At 72.1% G+C, this 20,920-nt stretch carries 21 protein-coding genes; 12 read left to right on the top strand and 9 right to left on the bottom strand.

Features of this window, described 5'->3' with window-relative positions:
• Positions 1-253: 253 nt before the first annotated feature.
• Positions 254-802, top strand: coding sequence for a hypothetical protein (locus OG943_RS16230; RefSeq protein ID WP_328610599.1), 549 nt, complete (start codon positions 254-256; stop codon positions 800-802).
• Positions 803-829: 27 nt separating this feature from the next.
• Here OG943_RS16230 and OG943_RS16225 read toward each other — a convergent pair whose 3' ends face one another.
• The gene (locus OG943_RS16225; RefSeq protein ID WP_328610598.1) at positions 830-2,149 is read right to left on the bottom strand and encodes an APC family permease; all 1,320 of its coding nucleotides are present in this window, start codon (positions 2,147-2,149) and stop codon (positions 830-832) included.
• 122 nt (positions 2,150-2,271) lie between these two features.
• On the opposite strand from OG943_RS16225, the gene OG943_RS16220 reads away from it, so the two are divergent.
• The 4 genes from OG943_RS16220 to OG943_RS16205 are packed head-to-tail and all read left to right on the top strand — an operon-like array spanning position 2,272 to position 7,077.
• A complete protein-coding gene (locus OG943_RS16220) occupies positions 2,272-2,967 on the top strand; it encodes a response regulator transcription factor (protein ID WP_328610597.1) in 696 nt (231 codons plus the stop codon).
• Positions 2,964-4,361: a HAMP domain-containing sensor histidine kinase gene (locus tag OG943_RS16215; protein WP_328610596.1), complete on the top strand. Its 1,398-nt coding sequence runs from the start codon at positions 2,964-2,966 to the stop codon at positions 4,359-4,361. The genes OG943_RS16220 and OG943_RS16215 overlap by 4 nt, the downstream gene beginning before the upstream one ends.
• 56 nt (positions 4,362-4,417) lie before the next feature.
• Complete coding sequence (locus tag OG943_RS16210) at positions 4,418-5,047, top strand: DUF998 domain-containing protein (protein WP_328610595.1); 630 nt, start codon at positions 4,418-4,420, stop codon at positions 5,045-5,047.
• Positions 5,044-7,077: a glycosyltransferase gene (locus OG943_RS16205; RefSeq protein ID WP_328610594.1), complete on the top strand. Its 2,034-nt coding sequence runs from the start codon at positions 5,044-5,046 to the stop codon at positions 7,075-7,077. The genes OG943_RS16210 and OG943_RS16205 overlap by 4 nt, the downstream gene beginning before the upstream one ends.
• A gap of 110 nt (positions 7,078-7,187) precedes the next feature.
• Here the strand turns inward: OG943_RS16205 and OG943_RS16200 are convergent, their stop codons facing one another.
• From OG943_RS16200 to OG943_RS16190, 3 genes are read right to left on the bottom strand one after another with little or no spacing between them, the layout of a single operon-like run.
• The gene (locus tag OG943_RS16200) at positions 7,188-8,192 is read right to left on the bottom strand and encodes a M56 family metallopeptidase (protein WP_328610593.1); all 1,005 of its coding nucleotides are present in this window, start codon (positions 8,190-8,192) and stop codon (positions 7,188-7,190) included.
• A 4-nt stretch (positions 8,193-8,196) separates the two neighbouring features.
• Positions 8,197-8,556, bottom strand: a complete 360-nt coding sequence (locus OG943_RS16195) for a BlaI/MecI/CopY family transcriptional regulator (protein ID WP_328610592.1) — start codon at positions 8,554-8,556, stop codon at positions 8,197-8,199.
• Between the two features lie 27 nt (positions 8,557-8,583).
• Positions 8,584-9,717 (bottom strand): phosphodiester glycosidase family protein, encoded by a 1,134-nt coding sequence (locus tag OG943_RS16190; protein ID WP_328610591.1) that lies wholly within the window; start codon positions 9,715-9,717, stop codon positions 8,584-8,586.
• Between the two features lie 192 nt (positions 9,718-9,909).
• Here OG943_RS16190 and OG943_RS16185 point away from each other — a divergent pair, with 192 nt between their 5' ends.
• From OG943_RS16185 to OG943_RS16165, 5 genes are all read left to right on the top strand, one after another.
• Positions 9,910-10,602, top strand: coding sequence for a response regulator transcription factor (locus tag OG943_RS16185; RefSeq protein ID WP_328610590.1), 693 nt, complete (start codon positions 9,910-9,912; stop codon positions 10,600-10,602).
• A gap of 4 nt (positions 10,603-10,606) precedes the next feature.
• On the top strand, positions 10,607-11,881 hold the full coding sequence (locus OG943_RS16180; RefSeq protein ID WP_328610589.1) for a sensor histidine kinase: 1,275 nt from the start codon (positions 10,607-10,609) through the stop codon (positions 11,879-11,881).
• A 66-nt stretch (positions 11,882-11,947) separates the two neighbouring features.
• Positions 11,948-12,619 (top strand): DedA family protein, encoded by a 672-nt coding sequence (locus tag OG943_RS16175; RefSeq protein ID WP_442874730.1) that lies wholly within the window; start codon positions 11,948-11,950, stop codon positions 12,617-12,619.
• Complete coding sequence (locus tag OG943_RS16170; RefSeq protein ID WP_328610588.1) at positions 12,619-13,194, top strand: phosphatase PAP2 family protein; 576 nt, start codon at positions 12,619-12,621, stop codon at positions 13,192-13,194. The genes OG943_RS16175 and OG943_RS16170 overlap by 1 nt, the downstream gene beginning before the upstream one ends.
• Before the next feature lie 3 nt (positions 13,195-13,197).
• Complete coding sequence (locus tag OG943_RS16165; protein ID WP_328610587.1) at positions 13,198-13,626, top strand: DUF1707 SHOCT-like domain-containing protein; 429 nt, start codon at positions 13,198-13,200, stop codon at positions 13,624-13,626.
• Between the two features lie 47 nt (positions 13,627-13,673).
• Here OG943_RS16165 and OG943_RS16160 read toward each other — a convergent pair whose 3' ends face one another.
• The 3 genes from OG943_RS16160 to OG943_RS16150 form a co-directional block, all read right to left on the bottom strand.
• The gene (locus tag OG943_RS16160; RefSeq protein ID WP_328610586.1) at positions 13,674-14,909 is read right to left on the bottom strand and encodes a COG4705 family protein; all 1,236 of its coding nucleotides are present in this window, start codon (positions 14,907-14,909) and stop codon (positions 13,674-13,676) included.
• Between the two features lie 146 nt (positions 14,910-15,055).
• The gene (locus OG943_RS16155) at positions 15,056-15,760 is read right to left on the bottom strand and encodes a phosphatase PAP2 family protein (RefSeq protein ID WP_328610585.1); all 705 of its coding nucleotides are present in this window, start codon (positions 15,758-15,760) and stop codon (positions 15,056-15,058) included.
• Between the two features lie 88 nt (positions 15,761-15,848).
• Entirely contained in the window at positions 15,849-16,628 is a 780-nt protein-coding gene (locus OG943_RS16150; protein WP_328610584.1) for a COG4705 family protein, read from the bottom strand.
• Positions 16,629-16,897: 269 nt separating this feature from the next.
• Between OG943_RS16150 and OG943_RS16145 the strand changes: the two genes are divergently transcribed.
• Positions 16,898-18,511, top strand: coding sequence for an alkaline phosphatase family protein (locus OG943_RS16145; protein WP_328610583.1), 1,614 nt, complete (start codon positions 16,898-16,900; stop codon positions 18,509-18,511).
• A gap of 213 nt (positions 18,512-18,724) precedes the next feature.
• On the opposite strand, the gene OG943_RS16140 is transcribed toward OG943_RS16145, so the two are convergent.
• Complete coding sequence (locus tag OG943_RS16140; RefSeq protein ID WP_328610582.1) at positions 18,725-19,615, bottom strand: alkaline phosphatase family protein; 891 nt, start codon at positions 19,613-19,615, stop codon at positions 18,725-18,727.
• Positions 19,616-19,941: 326 nt separating this feature from the next.
• On the opposite strand from OG943_RS16140, the gene OG943_RS16135 reads away from it, so the two are divergent.
• Positions 19,942-20,079, top strand: a complete 138-nt coding sequence (locus OG943_RS16135; RefSeq protein ID WP_328610581.1) for a hypothetical protein — start codon at positions 19,942-19,944, stop codon at positions 20,077-20,079.
• 336 nt (positions 20,080-20,415) lie between these two features.
• Here OG943_RS16135 and OG943_RS16130 read toward each other — a convergent pair whose 3' ends face one another.
• Positions 20,416-20,904, bottom strand: coding sequence for a MarR family winged helix-turn-helix transcriptional regulator (locus OG943_RS16130; protein ID WP_328610580.1), 489 nt, complete (start codon positions 20,902-20,904; stop codon positions 20,416-20,418).
• Between the last annotated feature and the right edge of the window lie 16 nt (positions 20,905-20,920).

Below are 20,920 nucleotides of genomic sequence, written 5' to 3'. Positions count from 1 at the left end.
CACGCTGACCTCGCCGCCCGGGACGCGGTAGCGCGTCTGCCCGATTTCGTCTTTTCGTCACGGTGAAGGTTATCCATCGGTAAATTTCCGACATATTCCTACGGTAGTAGGTGGTGATCACTCGCGGTCGGGGCTGATCCTTTGCGCACCTCGGGTCCGGACCCTGCTGTCCGCACCCGAGACGTCCGTCCCCACCGTCGAGTCCGGCGCCGGTCCTCCGGGTCCGGAAGCGGCCGGCTCGGAAGGAGTTCCGATGTCGATCTCCCTGCTGCGCGCTGCCGCCCCGGTCGCGGGCCTCGCCGTCGCCGTGGTCCTGACCGCCCCGGCCGCGCATGCGGCGGCGCCGGTCGCCGTATCTGCGTCGCCGGCGGCGTCCTGCTCACAGTCCTACCTGCCGCTGCCCGATCCCGCTTGCACGCCGGGCGCGACCAATCCGGACGTCACCCAGTCCACCATCGACTCGACGATCTGCGTGTCCGGCTGGACCTCCACGATCCGCCCGCCCACGTCGTACACCAACCCCTTGAAGGTGCAGGGGATCAAGGACTACGGCTACAGCGACACCAGCCTCGCCGACTACGAAGAGGACCACTTCCTGCCACTCGAGCTCGGTGGTGCGCCCCGAGACCCCAAGAACCTGTGGCCGGAGCCGCACTCCGGGGACAAGAACTCCTACAGCAAGGATTCCGTCGAAAACGCGGTGAAGAAAGCGGTCTGCGCCGGCCAGGCGAATCTCTCCGACGCCCAGCACGCGATGCTGACCGACTGGACCACCGCCGAGTCCGTGCTCGGCATCGGCTGATCCCGGCGCGGCTCACTGCCGGCTCCGCTACGGCGAATTCGCGGCGTCCGACCGGCGAAGGCGCAGGATGGTGCCGCGGCCGATGAGCCCGGCGAGAAACACGGCGGCCCCCGCGGCGATCGAGATCCACGGCAGGGTGGTGGCCAGCGCGAGGCACCCGGCGAGGCCCATGACGGACAGCGAACGCGGCCACCGCCGATGCCGCTGTTCCTGGGTGAGCGCGGCGAGGTTGGCGATGGCGTAGTAGACCAGCACGCCGAAGGAGGAAAACCCGATCACCGCGCGCAGGTCGACCGTGAGCACGAGCACGGAGACGACGACCGCGAGCACCAGTTCGGCGTGGTGGGGCACCCGGAACCGCGGGTGGATCGCCGCGAGCCGGCCGTGCAGATCCCGGTTGCGCGCCATGGCCAGTACGGTCCGCCCGACACCCGCGATCAAGGCGAGCAACGCACCGAGACTGGCCACCGCGGCGCCGATCCGCACCACGGGAACCAGGACCCCGGCGCCCGCGTCGGTGACCGCGGTGGCCAGCGGCGCGGCCGAACCGGCGAGGTGGCCCGGCCCGGACGCCAGCAGCGCCGCGGTGCCGACCAGGAGGTACACGCCCACCGCGATCCCGAGGGCGATCGGGATGGCGCGCGGGATCGTCCGCGCGGGTTCGCGTACCTCCTCGCCCATCGTGGCGATCCGGGCGTAGCCGGCGAAGGCGAAGAACAGCAGCCCCGCGGCCTGGAGGATGCCGTAGAGGCCGCCGGAGGTCCACGCCGGCCAGCCACCGAGGCGCGCCGGGGTGGCCGAGCCGCCGAACACGATGCCCAGCACCACCACGGCGAGTGCGGTCAGGGTGACCGCCACCAGCACGCGAGTCAGTTGCGCGGTCCGGGTCACGCCCCGGCTGTTGAGCACGGCGAGCGCCACCACCGCGGTTACGGCGACGAGGCGCTGCAGCCACCACGGGCCGGGGACCGCGTAGGTGGCGAACGTCAGCGCCATCGCGGCGCACGAGGCGGTCTTGCCGACGACGAATCCCCACCCCGCGGTGAATCCCCACCACGGGCCCAGCCGTTCGCGTCCGTAGGCGTAGGTGCCGCCTGAGGTCGGGTACTGCGCCGCCAGCTGAGCGGAGGACGCCGCGTTGCAATAAGCGACGGCCGCGGCGACCAGGAGCGCGACGAGCAGGCCACTGCCGGCTGCTTTCGCGGCCGGACCGAACGCCGCGTACACGCCGGCACCGACCATCGAGCCGAGCCCGATCACCACGGCGTCGCCGGTGCCCAGCCGTCGCACGAGCCCGGGGCGGGCCGGTCCGGCGGGTTCCGGCGGCGGGCAGTCGTCGGCAGTCATGCCGCCCATGGTGGGGTCCCACCGCTGCCTGCGGGCCGGTTTAACCGTGCGCTGGCCGTGCGTTAACCGGACTCTCAGCTTGGCGTTGATAGCTTCCGGCTGGGGAGACGCGGAGGATTCGGGTGCACGTCGTGATCGTCGATGACGAGGCCGCGCTGCGGGATTCGCTGTCGCGCACGCTGCGCTTCGAGGGCTACGCGGTTTCGGTCGCGACGGACGGCGCGAGCGGGCTGGAGCTGATCCGCTCGGAACGGCCGGACGGGGTGATCCTCGACGTCACCATGCCGGTGCTCGGCGGGCTCGACAGCTGCCGGCTCCTGCGCGCGGAGGGCAATCACGTCCCGATCCTGATGCTCACCGCCCGGACCGCGGTCGGCGACCGCGTGGCGGGGCTGGACGCGGGCGCCGACGACTACCTGGTGAAACCGTTCGCGTTGCAGGAACTGCTGGCCCGCGTCCGGGCGCTGCTGCGCCGCACCGAGTACGGCTCCGCGGCCGAGCCGGAAGGGCCGCAGCCGCTGGAGTTCGCCGACCTGGTCCTCGATCCCGGCACCCGCGAGGTGACTCGCGGGGACCGCCCGGTGCGGCTCACCCGGACCGAGTTCTCGATGCTCGAGACGTTCCTGCGCCACCCGCGGCTGGTGCTGACCCGGGCGGTGATGTTCGAACAGGTCTGGGGTTACGACTTCGGCGCGGCGTCCAATGGCCTGGACGTGTACGTGGGCTCGCTGCGCCGCAAGCTCGAAGCGGGCGGGGAGCCCCGGCTGCTGCACACGGTTCGTGGCGTCGGGTACGTGCTGCGCGAGGATCCGTTGTGAGACCACGGATCCGGGACCTGACGCTGCGGGCCCGGCTGACCGTGCTGGTGGTCGCCGCGGTGGCCGTCGCCGTGGTCGCGGTCTCGCTCACGTCGTGGCTGGTGACGCGCGCGAACCTGTACCGCCAGTTCGACGCGCAGCTGCAGGCGTACGCACAGGTGGCGGCCAAATCCGCGTCCCCGGCCGAAGCGCTGGCCGCCCTGCGATCGACCGACCACGACGGCGACAGCGCGGATACGGGGCACGGCATCGGCCTCACCGTCCAGTTTCTCGACGCCGCCGGCGTGCCCACTGCCGTCGGCGGCGAAGCGTCGGCGATCCCGGTCGGCGCCGAAGCGCTCCAGGTCGCGGCCGGTGCCGTCGCGGTCGGGTCGGAGGTGGACAAGATCGGCTCGGACCGTTACCGCGTCTGGATCGCCGCCCGGGCGGGCGGCGGCGCGGTGCAGGTCGCCCGCGACTCCGAAGGGGTCGAGCGCACCTTGGCGGAGCTGGGTTTCTGGGAGCTGCTGGTCGGTCTCGGCGTGGTGCTCGCCGCGGCGCTGGCCGGGCGCGCGGTGGCGAGGACGGCGTTGCGGCCGGTGGAGACGCTGACCGCCGCGGCGGGGGAGGTGGCCCGCACCCAGGCCCTGTCGGCCGAGATCACCGTGACGGGCCGCGGCGAACTCGCCCGGCTGGCCGAGTCCTTCAACGAGATGCTGACCGCGCTCGCGACCTCGCGCGACGACCAGCGCCGCCTGGTGGAGGACGCCGGCCACGAGCTGCGGACGCCGTTGGCCAGCCTGCGCAACAACATCGAGCTGCTGATCCACGCGCAGACCCGCTCCGGCCTGCCCGCCGACGACCACACCCGCCTGCTGGCCGACCTCGACGCGCAGTCCGCGGAGCTGACCGACCTGGTCGGCGAGCTGGTGGAACTGGCGACGGGGGACCGGTCGCCCGAAACCGTCGAGCCGGTGGAGCTGGGCGAGGTCGTGCGGGCCGCGGTGGAACGGGCCCGGCCGCGCGCGCCGGGCGTCCGCTTCGAGCTGTCGGCGGACGAAGCCGTGGTCCGTGGCCGTCCCGCGGCGCTGGAACGGGCGGTCCTGAACATCCTGGGCAACGCGGCCAAGTGGAGCCCGCCCGGCGGCATGGTGACCGTGACGCTGGCCGCCGAAGCCGGGTTCGCCCGCCTCGCGGTGGCCGACGAAGGCCCGGGCATCGCCGAAGAGGACCTGCCGCACGTGTTCGAGCGGTTCTACCGGGCGGAGTCCGCCCGCGCGCTGCCGGGTTCGGGGCTGGGCTTGGCGATCGTCGAGCAGGTGGTGCTCCAGCACGCCGGCCGCGTCACCGCGGCGAACGGGGAACACGGCGGTGCCCGGTTCGAGGTGACCCTGCCGCAGGACGGGGTTTCTTAGCCAAACCCGGCTGGATCTTCATCGAGTCCTCATCCGGGCGCACGATCGTGGGCGAGGTGACGACGACCTTGCCGCGGCCCCCGCGGGCCGCACTGCTCGTGTGGACGGCGATCGGGCTGTGGGGCGTTGTGCAGCTGCTGATCGGCGGGCTGGCGGTCGGGCTCGCGCAGCGGGTCGACCCGTGGCGGGACCCGGTCAGCGACTACGCGCTGCAGCGCTGGGGCCGGGTGCCGTTCACGGTCGCGATCGTGCTGCTGCTCGCCGGGGGAATCGCGCTGGCGGTGGCCGCGCGGCTGGCCGGCCTTCCGCGCAGCCGCGGCGTGAATGTCCTTTTCGTACTGTGGGCGGCGGGCCTGCTCGTCGTCGTTCTGTTCCGGGAGAACGCGAGCGCCACCGAGATCACCGTGCACGGCGAGATCCACCGCTTCGGCGGCGCCGTGCTGTTCGGCTGCCTCCCGTTCGCGTGCCGCGCGCTGGCCCGGGCCCTGCGCGCCGACCCCCGGTGGTCGGCGCATGCCGGGCGGCTCCGCTGGTGCGCGGGGCTGGCGCTGGCGACCGCGGCGGCGTTCGGGCTCGCGCAGTTCGTGCCCGAACTGCCGGAGGGGCTGCTGGAACGGCTGGCGCTGACGGTCGAGGTGGGCGCGCTCATGACTACCGCCCTGGTCGTGCGGGCGGGCGCGCGATGACCGTCCTCGCGATCGCCTTGGCTCTGCTCGGCGCCTGTTTTTTCGCCGGATCTGTTGCGCTGCAGCACGACGCCGTCCGGGCGCAGCGAGACGGCGTCCCCCGCTTGCGCCGGCTGGCCCGGTCACGGACTTGGCAGGCGGGCGCTTTGCTGGGCTTCGCGGGCAGTGCGCTGCACCTGACCGCGCTGTCGCTGGCGCCGCTGGCGGTTGTCCAGCCGCTCGGGGTGCTGAGCCTGGTGCTGACGGTGCTCGCGGGCCGGGCGACGGCGTCACGCCAGGCCCGGGTCGCGGCGCTCGCCGTGTGCGCCGGGGTCGGCGGCTTCGTCCTCGTCTCGGCGTCCGCGGGCTCGGCGCCGCCGCACGTGACGACTACAGCCGTCCTGGTGGCCGTGCTCGCCGGGCCGGTGGTCGCCGCGGCCGGGCTCAGTTGCCGGGGCCGGGGGAGATGCCTCGGCCTGGCCGCCGCGGCCGCGGTGCTGTTCGGGCTCGGCTCGGCCGTGCTGCGCGCGGCCGCCCTCGAACTGTCCACTGTGGTCACCGCGGCCGGGTTCGCCGTGGCCGGCGCGGCGCTGCTCGCGGCCGGGGGCTGGCTGCTCCAGCAGGCCCACGCCGCCGGGCCCACCGCGGTGGTCGTCGGCGCCACGACGGTGCTCGACCCGCTCACCGCCGTGACCGCGGACCAGTTGCTCTACGGCGAAACACCCCACCTCGTGCCGGCCATGGCCGCCGCCTGCCTGGTCCTGGCGCTGCTCGCCGTGACCGGCGTGCTGGTGCTGGCCGGTTCGCTCAGCGATCCGCCCGACCCTGACAAGGAACCCATGATGGCCGAACCGCGCCCCACCTCCGGACTCCGGATCCTGCTCGGTGCCGACACGTTCCCGCCCGACATCAACGGGGCGGCCCACTTCACCGCCCGGCTCGCCCACGGACTGGTCGGCCTCGGCCACGACGTGCACGTCCTCCGGCCCCGCCCGCGCGCCGGCGTGGCCGACGGTCTGGACCAAGCCCCGTTCACCGTGCACGACGCCCCTTCGCTGGGCACGCCGTTCCACCCGACCTTCCGGGTCGGCACGCCGGGTGGCGCCCGCCGGGCCGCGGAGGAACTGCTGGACCGGCTCCGCCCGGACGTCGTGCACGTCCAGTCGCACTTCTCCGTCGGCCGCGCGCTGCTGTCGGCCGCACGTCGCCGGGGCGTGCCGACGGTCGCGACGAACCACTTCATGCCCGAGAACCTGCTCGGCTACGTCCGCCTGCCGCAGGCGGTCCGGCAGGCGCTGATCCGCTTCGCCTGGCGTGACCTGGTCCGTGTCTACGGCACCGCGGGCACGGTCACCACCCCGACGCCGCGGGCCGCGGACCTGTTGGCGCGCAACGGACTCGGGCGTACGGTCACGGTCATCTCCTGCGGTATCGACCTCGAGCACTACGCCGCGCGGGCCACCCCGGCGAGCGGGGACGTGGCGGTGCTGTTCGTCGGCCGGCTGGACGCCGAGAAGAACGTCGACGAGCTGGTCCGCGCCGTCGCACGGGTGCCGCGGCTCCGCGCCGAGATCGTCGGCGGCGGCTCCTGCCGGAGCGCGCTCACCGCACTGGCCACTGAACTCGGCGTGGCGGACCGGGTCCGCTTCCACGGCTTCGTCCCGGACGCCGAGCTGGTCCGGATCTACGCCCGCTGCCAGGTGTTCTGTATGCCGGGCACCGCCGAGCTGCAGAGCCTCGCCACGATGGAGGCGATGGCCGCGGGCCTGCCGGTGGTGGCGGCCGACGCGATGGCCCTGCCCCACCTCGTGCACTCCGGGCACACCGGCCACCTCTACCCGCCGGGCGACGTCGCCGCACTGGCCGCCCGGCTCGGCGAGCTGGCCGGGGACGAGGACCGGCGCACCGCGATGGGCGCGGCCGGACGGGCTTTGGTCGCCCGCCACGACTTGACTCGCACTCTCGGCGACTTCGAGGACCTCTACCGGCAGGCGTCGGGACAGCGCCGGCCGGCCACACTCGGCTCGGGTCTGGAGCCGGCCCACTCCTGATCCGACGGGGTTGCGGCCGCGCCCTGAAGGCCACCTTCAGGGTCGTAGATGCCCTGAAGGTGGCCTTCAGGGCATACCGCAGAAGTCCGCCGCCGCGGTGAGCTCAGCGCTCAGCGCTCGGTGCACTCCCGGCGATGCTCACCGGTCACCAGGAGCGGAGCCTGACCGTGGGTTTCCTGCGTGAGCACGGGATGGCACTCGGCCCGCTGGGCGGACTCGATCCCGGCGTGCAGGTCGACCGCGGCCTGCAGGCTGGCGACGGCCGACCACGCGGAGCAGCCCAGCACGAAGGTCACCGCCAGCGCGGCGAGCAGGCCCCGGCCCGACCGGGTTGACGGCGCCGCCAGCAGGGCGTGAACCCGTTGTGGCACCGGACCGCTGCCGGCGGCGAGCGCGTACGCGGCCTCGTTCCGGCCCGCCAGTGCTGCCTTCGCGACGGCGGTCGCCACCAAGCGACGGTCGCCCACGCACTCCGCCGCGGCCTCGTCGGCCCAGCGCTCCATCGCGAACCGCGCGGCGGTCCCGAGTGGACGGACGAACGGGTTGAGCGCGCCCGCGAGAACGGCGACCCCGGCGTACACCGGGTGCCGGAGCCTGAGATGTGCGCGCTCGTGGGCCAGCAGGGCGACGCGCTCCTCGGGCCCGAGCACGGCGAGCATGCCGCTGGAGAGGGCGATCCGGCCGCCGCGGCCGGCGATGGCGAAGGCGATCGGCTCCGCGCCGGGCAGCACCACCACGCCTCCCGAGCGGGTCTGCCCGTCGAGTTCCGCGTGCACCCGCCGGTACCAGCGCCGGTAACGGAGCGCCGCGCGGCCGACCGCGACCGTCGCGGTGGCCAGCAAGGCGCCGCTGGCCACCGCGACGGGGACGGGCACCGCGGTGGCCGCGCTGAAAGCGGTAGGGGAGAAGTCGCCGAGCCGCGCGATCACCGGCACCCGGGACAGCCCGGCCGCGGCCGTCAGCAGTAGCGCCGCTGTACTCCCGGCGGCGAGCACCAGCGCGACGGCGGTGAACAGCCGGCTCGCGAGCCGAGGGGCCAGCCGGGGCGCGAGCCAGCGGGCGACCGGCCAGGAGGCGGGCGGCAGCAGGAGCGGCACGAGGAAGTCCGGCCCCATGCCCTCAGCCCTCCGCCGGGTCGTGCCGCAGCAACTCCAGCAGCGCTTGTTCGTCCCTGGCCGGCAGATTGGACACGAAGCGGGCCAGCACGCTGTCGCGGTCGGGCTCCCGGTCGAGCACCGCGCGCATCCTCCGGGCGGCCAGCCCGGGTTCGTCGTCCACCGGGCTGTAAGTGAACAAGCGGCCCCGTTTCTCCCGGGTGACCACGCCTTTCTCATGCAGCCGCGAAAGGATCGTCACCACGGTGGTGTAGGCGAGCGGGCCGTCGAGCCGTCGCCGCACCTGCTCGGCGGACGCCGGTTCGCGGCGCCGCCAGAGCACGGCGAGCACCTCGGCCTCCAGCTCACCGGGTCCTCTGCGCATGCTGTGAATCTACACTGTTGTCGTAGTTCACGACGTGACCGGAGGTGGGAAGCGCAGGGTCGTCGCGAAGAAGTCCCGCTGGTCGGCGGTCAGGTAGCGGTTCACCCGGCCGGGCATGGCGGGCAGCAGCTTCCGCGGCGCCGAGCCCGTGAGGTCGGGCCGGTAGCTGTCGAACGTGACCATCGGGGAGTGGATGTCGAGTTCCATGCCCTGCTGGATGCCCGCCTGCACCATGGCGGCGGCGAGCGTGTGCAGGGTCAGCCCGCCGCCGCCGACGAAGATCAGGTTGCCTTCGCGGTCGGTGCCCAGGCCCGAGCGCCAGGTGTACTGGAACTGGTTGGACGCGCTGCCCCAGTGCCCGGCCGGGTTCTGGTCGAGGCCGGGCACCGGGGCGCCGTGGTCGAGCACCAGGTCCAGGTTCTGCCGCACGGCGGCGATGTGCGGGCCCATCGAGGCGTCGCGGCCCCATTGGGCTACCGAAACGCGGCCGGTGTCGTCGATCACGACCGACGCCTTGCCGTCGCGCAGTGGTGCGACGGTGGTGCCGTCGAGGTAGTAGCCGCACTGGCAGTCCTTGAGCTTGAAGCCGGAATTGAACGCGGCGACGAGCGTGCCGCGCAGCGCGCCGGGGATCGCCTCCGGGCCGGGGCCGCCGGGATCCTTTGTGCCCGAGAACAATCGCGTGCGCACGAGCGACTGGTTCAGCCACGCGACCCCGGCGACCACACCGGCGTGTGCCGGGTCGGGCTGCACGAAAGTGGTGTACTCGGCGACCTGCGTGCCGCTGCGGGCGCCGGGAGTCCACACGCCCTCGCCCGGGGGAGAGAAGCGGCTCACCGGGAGGTCCGGTGGCCGGGGCCCGGCCCCGGCCCCGGCGCTGCCGCCCGTCGCGGGCAGGTCGCGGGGCGCGGGCGGGGCGGTGGACGGCGGATGCCGGGTGTACCACCAGTTCTCCACCGAGTTGACCACGCCGCCGAGGCCGAGGTCGCGCAGCCAGTCGACCGACCGGACGGTGAAGCTCGCGTCGCCGGGATAGGCGAGGGCGTAGCCGTACGTGCCGGCCGGGTAGCAGAACAGGGCCGCGATCAGCAGCACGACGATCCGGCGGTGGGGCTTCGGGCGCGAGGTGACCGCAGCGGGGACGACCTGATCGACGGACATGGCCGAAAGCTATTCCGCTCCCGGTGCACGCCCGGGAAGGAAGGGGTTAGGGCCCGGGAAAAACGCGTTCTGGCTCCCGAAGCGAATCGGCAGCGGTCAGAAAGCGGGTGATTTCCGGTTAGCGGAAGGCAAAATGACCGTGGCCGTCGCCGGGCCGCGGGAAATCCCGGAAACGCCGGATACTCTCGGTTCATGGCCCGAGTCCTCCTCGTCGAAGACGACCGCACCATCGGTGAGATCCTGCACGCGAGCCTGACCCAGCACGGGCACGAGGTCGCCTGGTTCACCGAGGGCCGCCCGGCGTTGCGTGACGCCGCGAAGCAGCCGTGCGACCTGGTGCTGCTCGACCTCGGCCTGCCGGACCTCGACGGCGCCGAGGTGTGCCGCGAGCTGCGGGGCGCCCAGCCCGCGTGCGTGATCGTCATGCTCACCGCGCGCGGCGACGAGATGGACGTGGTCGTGGGCTTGGAGGCCGGCGCGGACGACTACCTGGTCAAGCCGGTGCCGCTCGGCGAGCTGCACGCACGGCTGCGCGCCCACCTGCGGCGGCATTCGGTCGCCCGCGGGCCCGCGGAGATCAGCCTGGGGCGGCTGCGGATCGACTCGGCCGCGCGACGGGTCACTGTGGACGGTGCCGAACTGTCCTTACGGGCCAAGGAGTTCGAGCTGCTGCACCGGCTCGCGGCGGATCCGGGCACCGCGGTCAGCCGCGAGACACTGATGGCCGACGTGTGGGACGCGCACTGGTTCGGCTCGACCAAGACCCTCGACGTGCACATCGCCGCGCTGCGGCGCAAGCTCGCCGACGCGGGCGGCACGGGCCTGATGCCGGAGATCGCCACGCTGCGGCGGCACGGCTACCGGCTCGAGGCCCCGGAGGGGTGAGCGGGTGCGCCGCCGCATCGTCCTGACCACCCTGCTCGCCGCGCTCGTCGCGATCGGCCTGTTCGGCATCCCGCTGGCCGTCGCCGTCGCGCAGTATTACGTGACCGCCGAGCGCGCGGAGCTTGAGCGTGCCGCTGACGCGTACGCGCTCGACGTCTCCGCCGACATCCTGCGCCACCGCGCCCCGGACCGGATGCCTGCCACCGAGGACCCCACGTTCGTCGCCGTCTACACCCCGGCGGGCGCGCAGCTGGCCGGTGCTGGGCCTCAGACGCTCGACAACGCGGACGATGCGGTGCGGACGGGCGGGGTCGTGGTCGCGGACACAGATGACGAACTCGTTGTCGTCGTGCCGATCAGCGACGACGGGACGGTGGTGGCGCTCGTCCGGGCCGCGACCGCGCGGACCGAGGTGTACCAGCACACGCTGCTGACCTGGCTGGCCATGGCCGGTCTCGCCGTCGTCGCCCTGCTGTCGGCCTACGCCGTGGCCCGCCGCCAGGCGCGGCGGCTGGCCCGGCCGCTGGAGCAGCTCTCCGCGACGGCCCGTGACCTCGGCGACGGCGACTTCACCATCCGGGCCGGCCGCGCCGGGATCCCGGAGATCGACTCGGTCGGCGAATCGCTCGACTCGACGGCAGTGCGGCTGGACGACCTCCTGGCCCGCGAGCGCGCTTTCTCGGCCGACGCGTCGCACCAGCTGCGGACACCGCTCGCCGGGCTGCAGCTGCAGCTGGAAGCGGCGCTGGAGAACCCGGACGCCGATCTGCGCGAGGTGATCCTGGCCGGGATCGGCACCACGGGCCGGCTCGACCGGACCGTCACCGATCTGCTCGCACTGGCCCGCGACACCCCGCCGGTCCGGGACGCGGCCGCGGTCGGCGAAGAGCTGGCCGGCCTCGAACAGGAGTGGGCCCCGGTGCTCGCCGGCCGTGGCCTGGTCCTGAGGGTCGAGCCCGTGGTCGCGGAGGCGAGGCTGTCCGGCCCGGTGCTGCGGCAGATCATGACGGTATTGCTCGACAACGCCGTCCGCCACGGCGCGGGCACGGTGACCATCACGGTCCGCGACGCGGGCGGCGCCCTCGCGGTCGACGTCGGCGACGAGGGCGACGGGGTCGAGAGCGGCACCGACGTGTTCAGCCGCCGCTCGCCGGGCGCCCACGGGACCGGGATCGGGCTCGCGCTGGCGCGCCGGCTCGCCGAGGCCGAAGGCGGCCGCCTTCGTTTGGGCCGGCTCCGCCCCGCCGTCTTCACGTTGTTGCTGCCGCTGGAGCAGTGAACCGGCTTGCTACTACGTTGGTGTAGAATTTCGACATCGACGTAGTAGTAACTGGAGGAGTGGCCCGTGGGGTTCGCTGTGCACGCCGCTGTCGCGGTGCGGGAGTCGCTGGGCGGCAGCCTGCTCGACCCGAAGTCGTTGCTCGCCACGTTCGGGCCGGTCGGGGTGTTCGTGGTGATGTTCGCCGAGACGGGGTTGCTGGTCGGGTTCTTCCTGCCCGGCGACTCGCTGTTGTTCACGGCCGGGGTGCTGGCGGCGACGGGTGCGGGTTCGGCCCTGCATGTGTCCCTGCCGGTGGTGATGGTCGCGGCCGCGCTCGGGGCCGTCACTGGTGCGCAGGTCGGGTTCTTGATCGGCCGTCGTGGGGGTAGTGCGTTGCTGGTGCGGGTGAAGAGCCGACATGTGCACGATGGTGTCGCACGGGGTTCGGCGATGCTTTCCCGTTACGGCTATGGGAAAGCCGTGGTGCTGGCCCGGTTCATCCCCGTAGTCCGCACGGTGCTGAACCCGCTGGCGGGGGTCACCGGGATGCCGGCGCGGCAGTTCGCGTTATGGCAGGTGGTCGGTGGTCTGGTGTGGACGGTCGGGGTGACATTGGCGGGGTACGTGCTGGGCGCGTCGGTGCCGAATGTCGACACCTATCTGCTGCCGATCATCGCCGTGGTCGTGCTGTTGTCGTTGAGCCCGCTGCTCGTCGAGGTAATCCGGAGCCGTCGGGCCAAGCGGGAGCGTGTCTGATGTTCTTCGACGCGGGGTTGTACAAGGACGTGACGGATTTCGCAGGGTCGGTGGGCTGGCTGGCGGGGCCGGTGGTGGCGTTTAGTGAGTACGGGGTTTTCCTGGTGGTGCCGGTGATCCTGGCGCTGGTGTGGCGGGCGCGCCGCCGGGGTGCGGCGGAGCTGGCGGCGGCGGTGTGGGTGCCGGTCGCGGTCGGGGTGGCGCTGGTATTCGATACGGTGCTGAAGTCGGCTTTCGCCGAGGTCCGCCCGTGCCGGGTTGTCGCTGGTGTGCATACTTTGCTGCCGTGTGACGCGCCGACGGATTACGCGTTTCCCAGTAATCACACGGTGATTGTGGCCGCGTTCGCCGCCGCGGTGTTGCTGGTGAACCGGCGCTGGGGCTGGTGGGCGGTCGGTTTCGCGGTGCTGGTGGGGATTTCGCGGGTGTATATCGGCGCGCACTACCCGCATGACGTCGTGGCGGGCTTCGCGCTCGGGATGGCGGTGGGGCTGCTGGGCCTCGCCGTCACACCCCGGTTGGCCAAGCTCGTGGAGCGTTTCACCGAATTCCGTTCCCAACCAGCGCGGAGGTAACTCATGACCGCAGACGACCCGGCGACCACGTCCGCTCCGGAGGGTGTGCGCTGTTCCGACGCCGAACGCGAACGGGCGGCTGACGCGCTGCACCAGGCCGTCGGCGAAGGCCGGCTGTTCCTGACCGAGGTCGAGGAGCGCACCGCGGCGATCTACGCCGCCCGGTACCGCCACGAACTCGACGCCGTCGTCGCCGACCTGCCGACCGCCGAGGTGCCTACCGTCGGATGGCGACCGGTGCTCGCCGGTGCGGGCCGCCAGCTCGCCGCGGACCTGATGACCCTCACCGGCCGCGGCGGCGCGGTGCCGAATCGCCGTCGGCAGGTGGTGCTGATCGTGGTGCTGGTGCTCGTTTTCGTCGCCATGCTGATGCTCGCGTTCCACGGCATCACCGACGGTGCCCCCGAACACCACGATCTCGGCCACGACTGACGCCGCACCACCGGTTTCAGCTCCAGCAGCTGGGTGATGAGCGCCGCTTATCCGAGCGACGCGAGTAACGCCGTGAGCGCGGGCTTCTCGGTGGCCGGGTTCGGGCTCGTCGCCCGCAGCTGACGCAGGACGGTGTCGATCTTGCCGTCGATGGTGCTCCACGCGGTGTCGTCTTTCGGCTTCAGCCGGGCTTCCGCGTTGTCCCAGCCGGTTTCGAGGTCGTCGACGCGGCTGGTGGCGCCGGACTGGTCACCGGCGTCGAGCTTGCCCAGCGTGTCCTGCGTGATGGTCCGGAACTCCGAGAGGTCGCCCAGTGGGCCGGCTGCCCGGCCGGCCGGTGCGTTCGGCTGGCCGGCGGGTGCCCCCGGCTGCGCGACGGGTGCCGGGGTGTCGTCCTGGAGTGCGGATTTTCGCACGGTGTAGCCGATTCCCGCGGCGACGAGGACCAGAGCGACCACCACGACCGTCTGCCACAAGCCGCCCCGCGCGGTCTCCGCCTCGGCCGGCGCGTCGCCCGGAGTGACGTCGGTCTTCGTCAGCGAGAGGTAGGTGACGACCGCGAGGATGCCGACGACGAAGATCAGGCTGGTCACCGTCGTGCCGAGGCCCAGGCCGCCTTGGCCGGGCGACTGGGACAGGTAGTCGCCGATCGACGCGCCCAGCGGCCGGGTCAGGACGTAGATGAACCAGAACGCCAGCACCGGGTGCAGCCCGGCCCGCCAGCCGATCGCGAGGACCGCGATCAGCGCCGCGACGATCCCGCCCGTCACCAGGTAGCCGAGCCCGAGCACCTCCGCCATCAGGTCACCGGTCGCCGTGCCGAGCGCGAACGTGAAGAGGATCGCCAGCCAGTAGAACGCTTCCCGCCGCCTGGTCACGATGGAGTGGATGGACAGCGTCTTCTCGCTCGCGTACCAGGTCGCGAAGGTGGCGGCGAGCAGAACGGCGAAAACGAGGGTGCTCGTCTCCAGCGGCACGCCGGCGCTGTCGGTGAGGTTGTCGGTCACCAGCGTGCCGAAAACGCTGACCAGCGCCACCGTGAGCCAGTACTTGGCCGGCACGTACCGTTTCGCGGTGAACTGGACGATCAGGGCGGCGACCAGCAGGGCGCCGGTGAGCAGCGAGACCCCGGTCAGGCCGAAGTCCAGGTTCACGTTCAGGAAGTCGGCCGCGGACTCACCGACCGTGGTGCAGAGGACCTTGACGACCCAGAAGTAGAGGGTGACCTCCGGGACCTTGTTCAGGAGCCGGTGGGGCGGGGCGAGTGTGCGGTGCGAAGTCATGTGCTCTTTCGGTTCGCCGGGCAGCAGGACCCGTCAGACGCTAGGGGAGACCTGATTAGACGTCGGCCGGACGCGGGCAAGCGGGCGGTAAAACAATTTCCCACTGCGGCGTCATGTGGGTCCACTGTGGAGTGACCGCGGCTGTGCTAGGCGGACCGGTTGCCCGAACGCACCGGTCCGGGGACGGCGGAGGGCAGCAGCACCCCGCGGACAGCGAGCGCGCCGGACAGCCACGCCGTGCCGAAAGCCATGCTGCCGAGGGTGTCGGTGGGCCAGTGCACGCCGAGGTACGCGCGGGTCCAGGCGATCGCCACCACGTACCCGGCGGCGGCGACCCACAGCACCGCGCGGATACGGGGGTGGGCGGCCAGCCGCTGCCCCGCGAGCCAGGCGAGCAGGCCGGCGGTGAGGAACGCGTCGGACGTGTGGCCCGAGGGGAACGCGAGGCCGGAGGCCTGGACGGCCCAGCCGGCCTCGGGTGGGCGGGGGCGTGCGATCAGGGCCGACAGGCCGAAGCGGCAGAGCACGGCGAGCAGCATGACGGCGGTGACCAGCGCGGCGCGGGCGAGGCGGCGGCCCAGCGGCGCCGGGGCGAGCGCCGCCGTGACGGCGAAGACGAGCGGCGCGGTGAACGCCGACGATGCCGTGGCGGTGAGCCCCGCGGCGAAGGACACCACGGCGGGGGAGCGGTTCCCGGCCAGCCACGTGTGCAGGCCCAGGTCGAAGCCCGACGCCCACGGCAGCACCTCGGTCGCGGACGCTGCGAGGAGCAGGAAGGCCGGCGCTGCCACCGTCGCCGCGATCACGGGGCCGAGCGCCGCGTCGGCCGGTGGTCCCTCGGGTTCGGGCACGGAGCCGACTCTAGGACCGGGCGGACCAGCGGGCGGTTCGGCGCGGGTCAGCCGGATTTTGCCTTCGGCACGGTCGGTCTCGGGCCCGCTACCGGCCGGGTTCCCGCCGCGCCACGGTCAGGCAAGCCACGAGCGCGGCGATCACCAGCAGCAGGACCAGGCTGACCGGGCCGGTGCCCAGGTCCAGCCCGCCGCGCACGGGCGGCACCCCGAGCCAGTCCGCGAACGAAGCGCCCAGTGGCCGGGTCAGGACGTAGGCGGCCCAGAAGGTCGCGACCGGGCCGAGCCCGGCGAATCGCCGGGCGAGCGGCGGCAGCGCGATGAGGACCGCGAACGCCACACCGGAACCGAGGTAGCCCAGGTGCAGCGTCGTGGCGGTCAGGTCGCCGACGGCGGTGCCGAGCGCGAACGTCGTGACGACGGTGAGCCAGTAGAACAGCTCACGGCGCGGGGTGGTGATGCTGTGGATCGACAGGGTCTTCTCAAGTCGTTGCCACAGCAGGAAAACCGCGGCCAGCGCGACCATGAAAAAGGCCGTCGAAACCGCGTACGGCACACCGAGGCCGACGTGCAGCACGTCGGCCGCCATGGTCCCGAACACGCTGACCAGCACGACGGTCGTCCAGTACAGCCACGGAACGTAGACGCGGGCGCGGAGCTGCGCGACGAGGGCCGCGGCGAACGCCAGCCCGGCCAGCGCCACGGCGATCACGGGATCCATGACGTGGGCGAGGAAATCGCTCGTCGTCTCGCCCATCCCGGTCGTCAGCACCTTGACGACCCAGAAGAGCGCGGTGACCTCCGGGACCTTGCTCGCGGCGAGGCGGCCGGCCCGGAGCTCGCCACCGCGCAGTTCTGCAGCTGTCATGGGGAAATCCTGCCAGGCGGGGTGCTCCGGCCGGCCACCGGAATGATTATCACGCCGGTGTTCTCGTTGCTCTTTTTGCCGGTTTCGCCAGGGCGGAAAAATTGCCCGCAGTGAACCTGTGGCTAACCTTCGGGCTCGTATCATGCCGGTTTTCCGGCGGGACCGGCGTTCATTCGATGTTCGCCCCGGCGTTTCCCGAGGTCCTTCTCCACCGCCTGGAATACGTCGGGCGCTCCGTTCCGGACGCCGGAACCGCAGGAGGAAAGATCGTGTCGAGAAACCGCGCACCCTTGTTCGCTCTGCTCGCCGCGGCGGGGCTGTTCGCCACGGCCGTGCCGGCGGCGGCACAGCCGGAGCAGCGGCACGTGCTGCTCGTCTCGGTCGACGGACTCCACCAGTCGGACCTCGCCTGGTACACCGCGGCGCACCCGCACTCGGCGCTGGCGGCCCTGGTGGCGCACGGCACGCAGTACACCCACGCGAGCACGCCGGTGCCCTCGGACTCGTTCCCCGGCATGGTCGCGCAGGTCACCGGCGGCAACCCGGCCACGACCGGCGTGTACTACGACGCCACCTACAACCACGCGCTGCTGCCTGCGGGCACGACGAAGTGCGCGGGCGTGCAGCCGGGCGTCGTCGTCGACTACACCGAGGACCTCGACCGGAACAAGGACGCCCTCGACGCCGGGCAGGGTCTCGCGAACTTGCCCGACGGGGTGCTGAAGATGACCGGGGACCCGCGCACGCTGATCGACCCGGCGAAGCTGCCCGTCGACCCGCGGACCTGCGAACCCGTTTACCCGCACCAGTACCTGCGGGTCAACACGGTGTTCGAGGTGGCGCGCCAGGCCGGTTTGCGCACCGCGTGGTCCGACAAGCACCCTGCCTACGAAATGCTGGACGGCCCGTCCGGCACCGGTGTCCAGGACCTGTTCACCCCCGAGATCAACAGCGTGGCCGGCAGCGGGGACTGGACCACGGACAACGCCGCGACCCAGCGCTACGACGCCTACAAGGCCGACGCGGTGCTCAACGAGATCGACGGCTACGACCACAGCCGGACCACGCGGGCCGGCACGCCGGCGGTGTTCGGGCTGAACTTCCAGTCGGTGTCCACCGCGCAGAAGCTCCCGGTGTCGGGCGGGCAGGCCGGCGGGTACCTGCCCGGCGGCGCCGCGCCGGGACCGGTGCTGCGCTCCGCGCTGGACTTCGTCGACCGTCAGGTCGGGGCGTTCGCCGACGAGCTGAAGCGCCGCCACCTCGACCGCAGCACCACGATCGTGCTGTCCGCCAAGCACGGCCAGTCGCCGGTCGACCCGGCCGCACTGACCCGGATCGACGACGGCGCCCTCCTCGACGGGCTGAACGCCGCCTGGCGCGCGGCCCACCCGGGCGCGCCGGACCTCGTGGCGCAGTCGACCGACGACGACGCGATGCTGCTGTGGCTCTCGGACCGCTCGCCCTCGGCGACGTCGTTCGCGAAGGACTATCTGCTCGCCCAGTCCGGCACCGGCAACGGCGCCACGGGCGCGGCGAAGCCGTTCGTCCACTCAGGACTGACGACCGTCCACGCGGGAGCCGGCGCCGCCCGGTACTTCGGCGTCCGGCCCGGCGACGCCCGCGTCCCCGACCTCGTCGGCCTGACCCTGCCCGGCGTCGTGTTCACCGGCGGGCGCAAGAAGATCGCCGAGCACGGCGGCGCGTCGGCCGACGACCGCGCCGTCCCGCTGGTGGTCGGCGGCGCCGGCCGGGGCACCGTGGTGACCGGCGCGGTCGAGACCACCCAGATCGCCCCGACGATCCTGCGGCTGCTGGACCTCGACCCGCGGTCCCTCGCCGCGGTACGGGCCGAGGGCACTCGGGTGCTGCCGGGACTCGAGTGACGGCCCGGCGGCGAGGGGCCGGGTGAACGCAGCCCCGAGAGCGTGCTGTCGGCCGGGCAGCCCGCCGAGCACCTGGGTGACGCGCTGAGCCTGGGCCCGGCCGCCGGTTCCGTAGTGGACGGTGGAGGACGCGCCGCTTGCCGGCCCGTCTGATCGGTGTCGACGGCCAGGTGCGCACAGTCGCGGGATGGCCGGCGGGGAATGCGAGACCGGTCAGGACCAGATGTCGGTGATCGGTGTGGCCGAGGCGCTTTGGCCCGCGTGAGGCAGCCCGTAGGCGTCCTCGATGGTGCGCAGGACGTTGTAGTGGTTGACATCCTCGGTGTAGGTGCCGGTCGTCACCCCGGCGCCGGTGATGATGGTGGGGATCAGGTTGTCCGGCCCGTTGTCGTCTTCGTCGAAGGTGAGCAGGAAGACGCTGTTGTGGGTCTTGGCCCATTGCACGTAACCGTCGAGGTTGTCGTGCAGCCACGTGTCGCCTTGGGCGACGGTGCCGTCGTGCATGTCGTCTTGGAGGTCGGGGACCACGAAGGAGATCGCCGGCAGCTTCGTGTAGTCGGTCGGGAAGCTGGTGTACGTCAGGTTGCTCGTGGCGGGGACGTCGGCGAAGTCCACCCAGGGGTTGTGCTTGCGGGCGTAGTCGCCCGAAGTGCAGCCGGTGTACCCGTCGCTGGGCATGCTTTCCGAATACCCGGCGAAGGTCAGGTTCGCCGCGAGCGCCTCACCGCCGAGGTTGGCTGTGGTGAAGGCTTTCTTGGGACAGGTGTCGCTGGTGGCGCCTTGGGTGCCACCGGAGAACAGGGCCAGGTAGTTCGGCTGGCTGGGGTGGGTGATGGCGTGCGAGGCCGTGAGATTCGCGCCCTGGCGGGAAAGCCCGGTGATGTAGGGCGCGTCCGCGCTGCCGACGATCTCACCCTGGGCGTGGTTCTCGTCGATCACGACGACGATGTGGTCCGGGCGGGGGATCGCTGCCACCGCGGGGGCTGCCGACGCGGGTGCGGTCGCCAGCGCCGCGGTGGCGACCGCGGTGCACAGGCCGGCCACGACGGGCCGGAGCTTCGTCTTGCCACACGGGATCGTCCGCTGAGCGGAAGGCATGGGCATGTGCGCACTCCTCGAAGTGGGGGACGAGTCAGTACTGTGCCATTTACCCAATGCGACTAAAGGTGGGAAATAAGCAACACCACCCGGACTGCGCAGCCGATCCGGGAGATTTAACCGGCGGATAACCTTCGATCTGGACGTATCGGCACGGAACGCAGGAATGGTGTCGGTCAGAGGTTGGTGGTTGGCCGGCTCCTCACCGCTACGGACGTCCGGCGCGCAGGCGCCGGAGGTCGCCGCGGTGTCCTTCGCTGCCGTCCGGTTCCGGTCTGCCGCAAACCCGAGCATGGGTCCTTTGTGGATACCGACGACGAAAAGGATCACTTATGAGCACTGTGACCAGCGCTGCGCCGGCCGCGGCGACCGCCGGGCCGTTCCGGTCGGACCGTCGCCGGCTCCGCGGCGCCGCTGTGGTCAGGATCGGTTACGGCGTCGTGTGGGCGATCGACGCGAGTTTCAAGTGACTGCCGGGTTTTGTCCACGGCCAGACCCTCGGCAAGGAGCTCGGCAAGTTGTTCTTCGCGCGCATCGTGTCCGGGACCAACGCCGACGTCGCCACCGGCGCCGATGTCCTGGTCCTCATCGAACCGCTGGCGCACCTGTTCCCTCGCGAGCCACCGCACTGGAGGCCTTCGGTCCGGACCTGGGCAATTGGGCGGCCTGGCAACCGGCACGCCAGGCCGGGCTCAGGCAAGCCGTCACCACCGCGGAGCGAATCCGCGCGACTTGGTCTACAAAGGACAGTCAGAGCTCGGCGACCGGGTGCCGGCCGTAATCGTCGGCGAGGCACTGGCTGGCCGCTAGTCCGGCTGGTTGAGCCCGGTCATCTTGCCGAGCAACCGGCTCAGTTCGCGTTTCTCCTTGCCGGTGAGGGCCGCGAGCGCGGTTTCCTCCACCTGCGCTCGCAGTGGTGTCGCGGTGCGCAGCGTGTCGCGTCCGCGCTCGGTGAGCGCCACCAGTTTGCGGCGCCGGTTGGCCGGGTCGACGGTGGCGCTCACGAGTTCGAGCTTGCCCAGGTGGTCGACGATGTGGCCGCAGGTGGACTTGTCCAGCCCGGCCCGGGCGCCGATGGTCTGCTGGTCCAGCGATTCCTCAGTGGACAGCACGGCGAGCACGGCGAACTGCGGCGACGTGAGCTTGTCGGAAACAGTGCTCGTCCACAGCGCCGTGTACACCTGCATCGCCCGGCGCAGGAGATGGCCGGCTGATCCGCGCAGGGCGAGTTCCGGTTGCTCCCAGCCGGGGAGCGAGTCGGCGGTTCCCGCGGTCACACCCGTTGACGTGCTCACGGCGCCACTCTAACAT

Source organism: Amycolatopsis sp. NBC_00345 (genome assembly GCF_036116635.1).
In the GTDB taxonomy this organism is placed as follows: Bacteria; Actinomycetota; Actinomycetes; order Mycobacteriales; family Pseudonocardiaceae; genus Amycolatopsis.
Note: the sequence above shows the minus strand (reverse complement) of the source record. Positions and strands in the feature narration are given on the sequence as shown.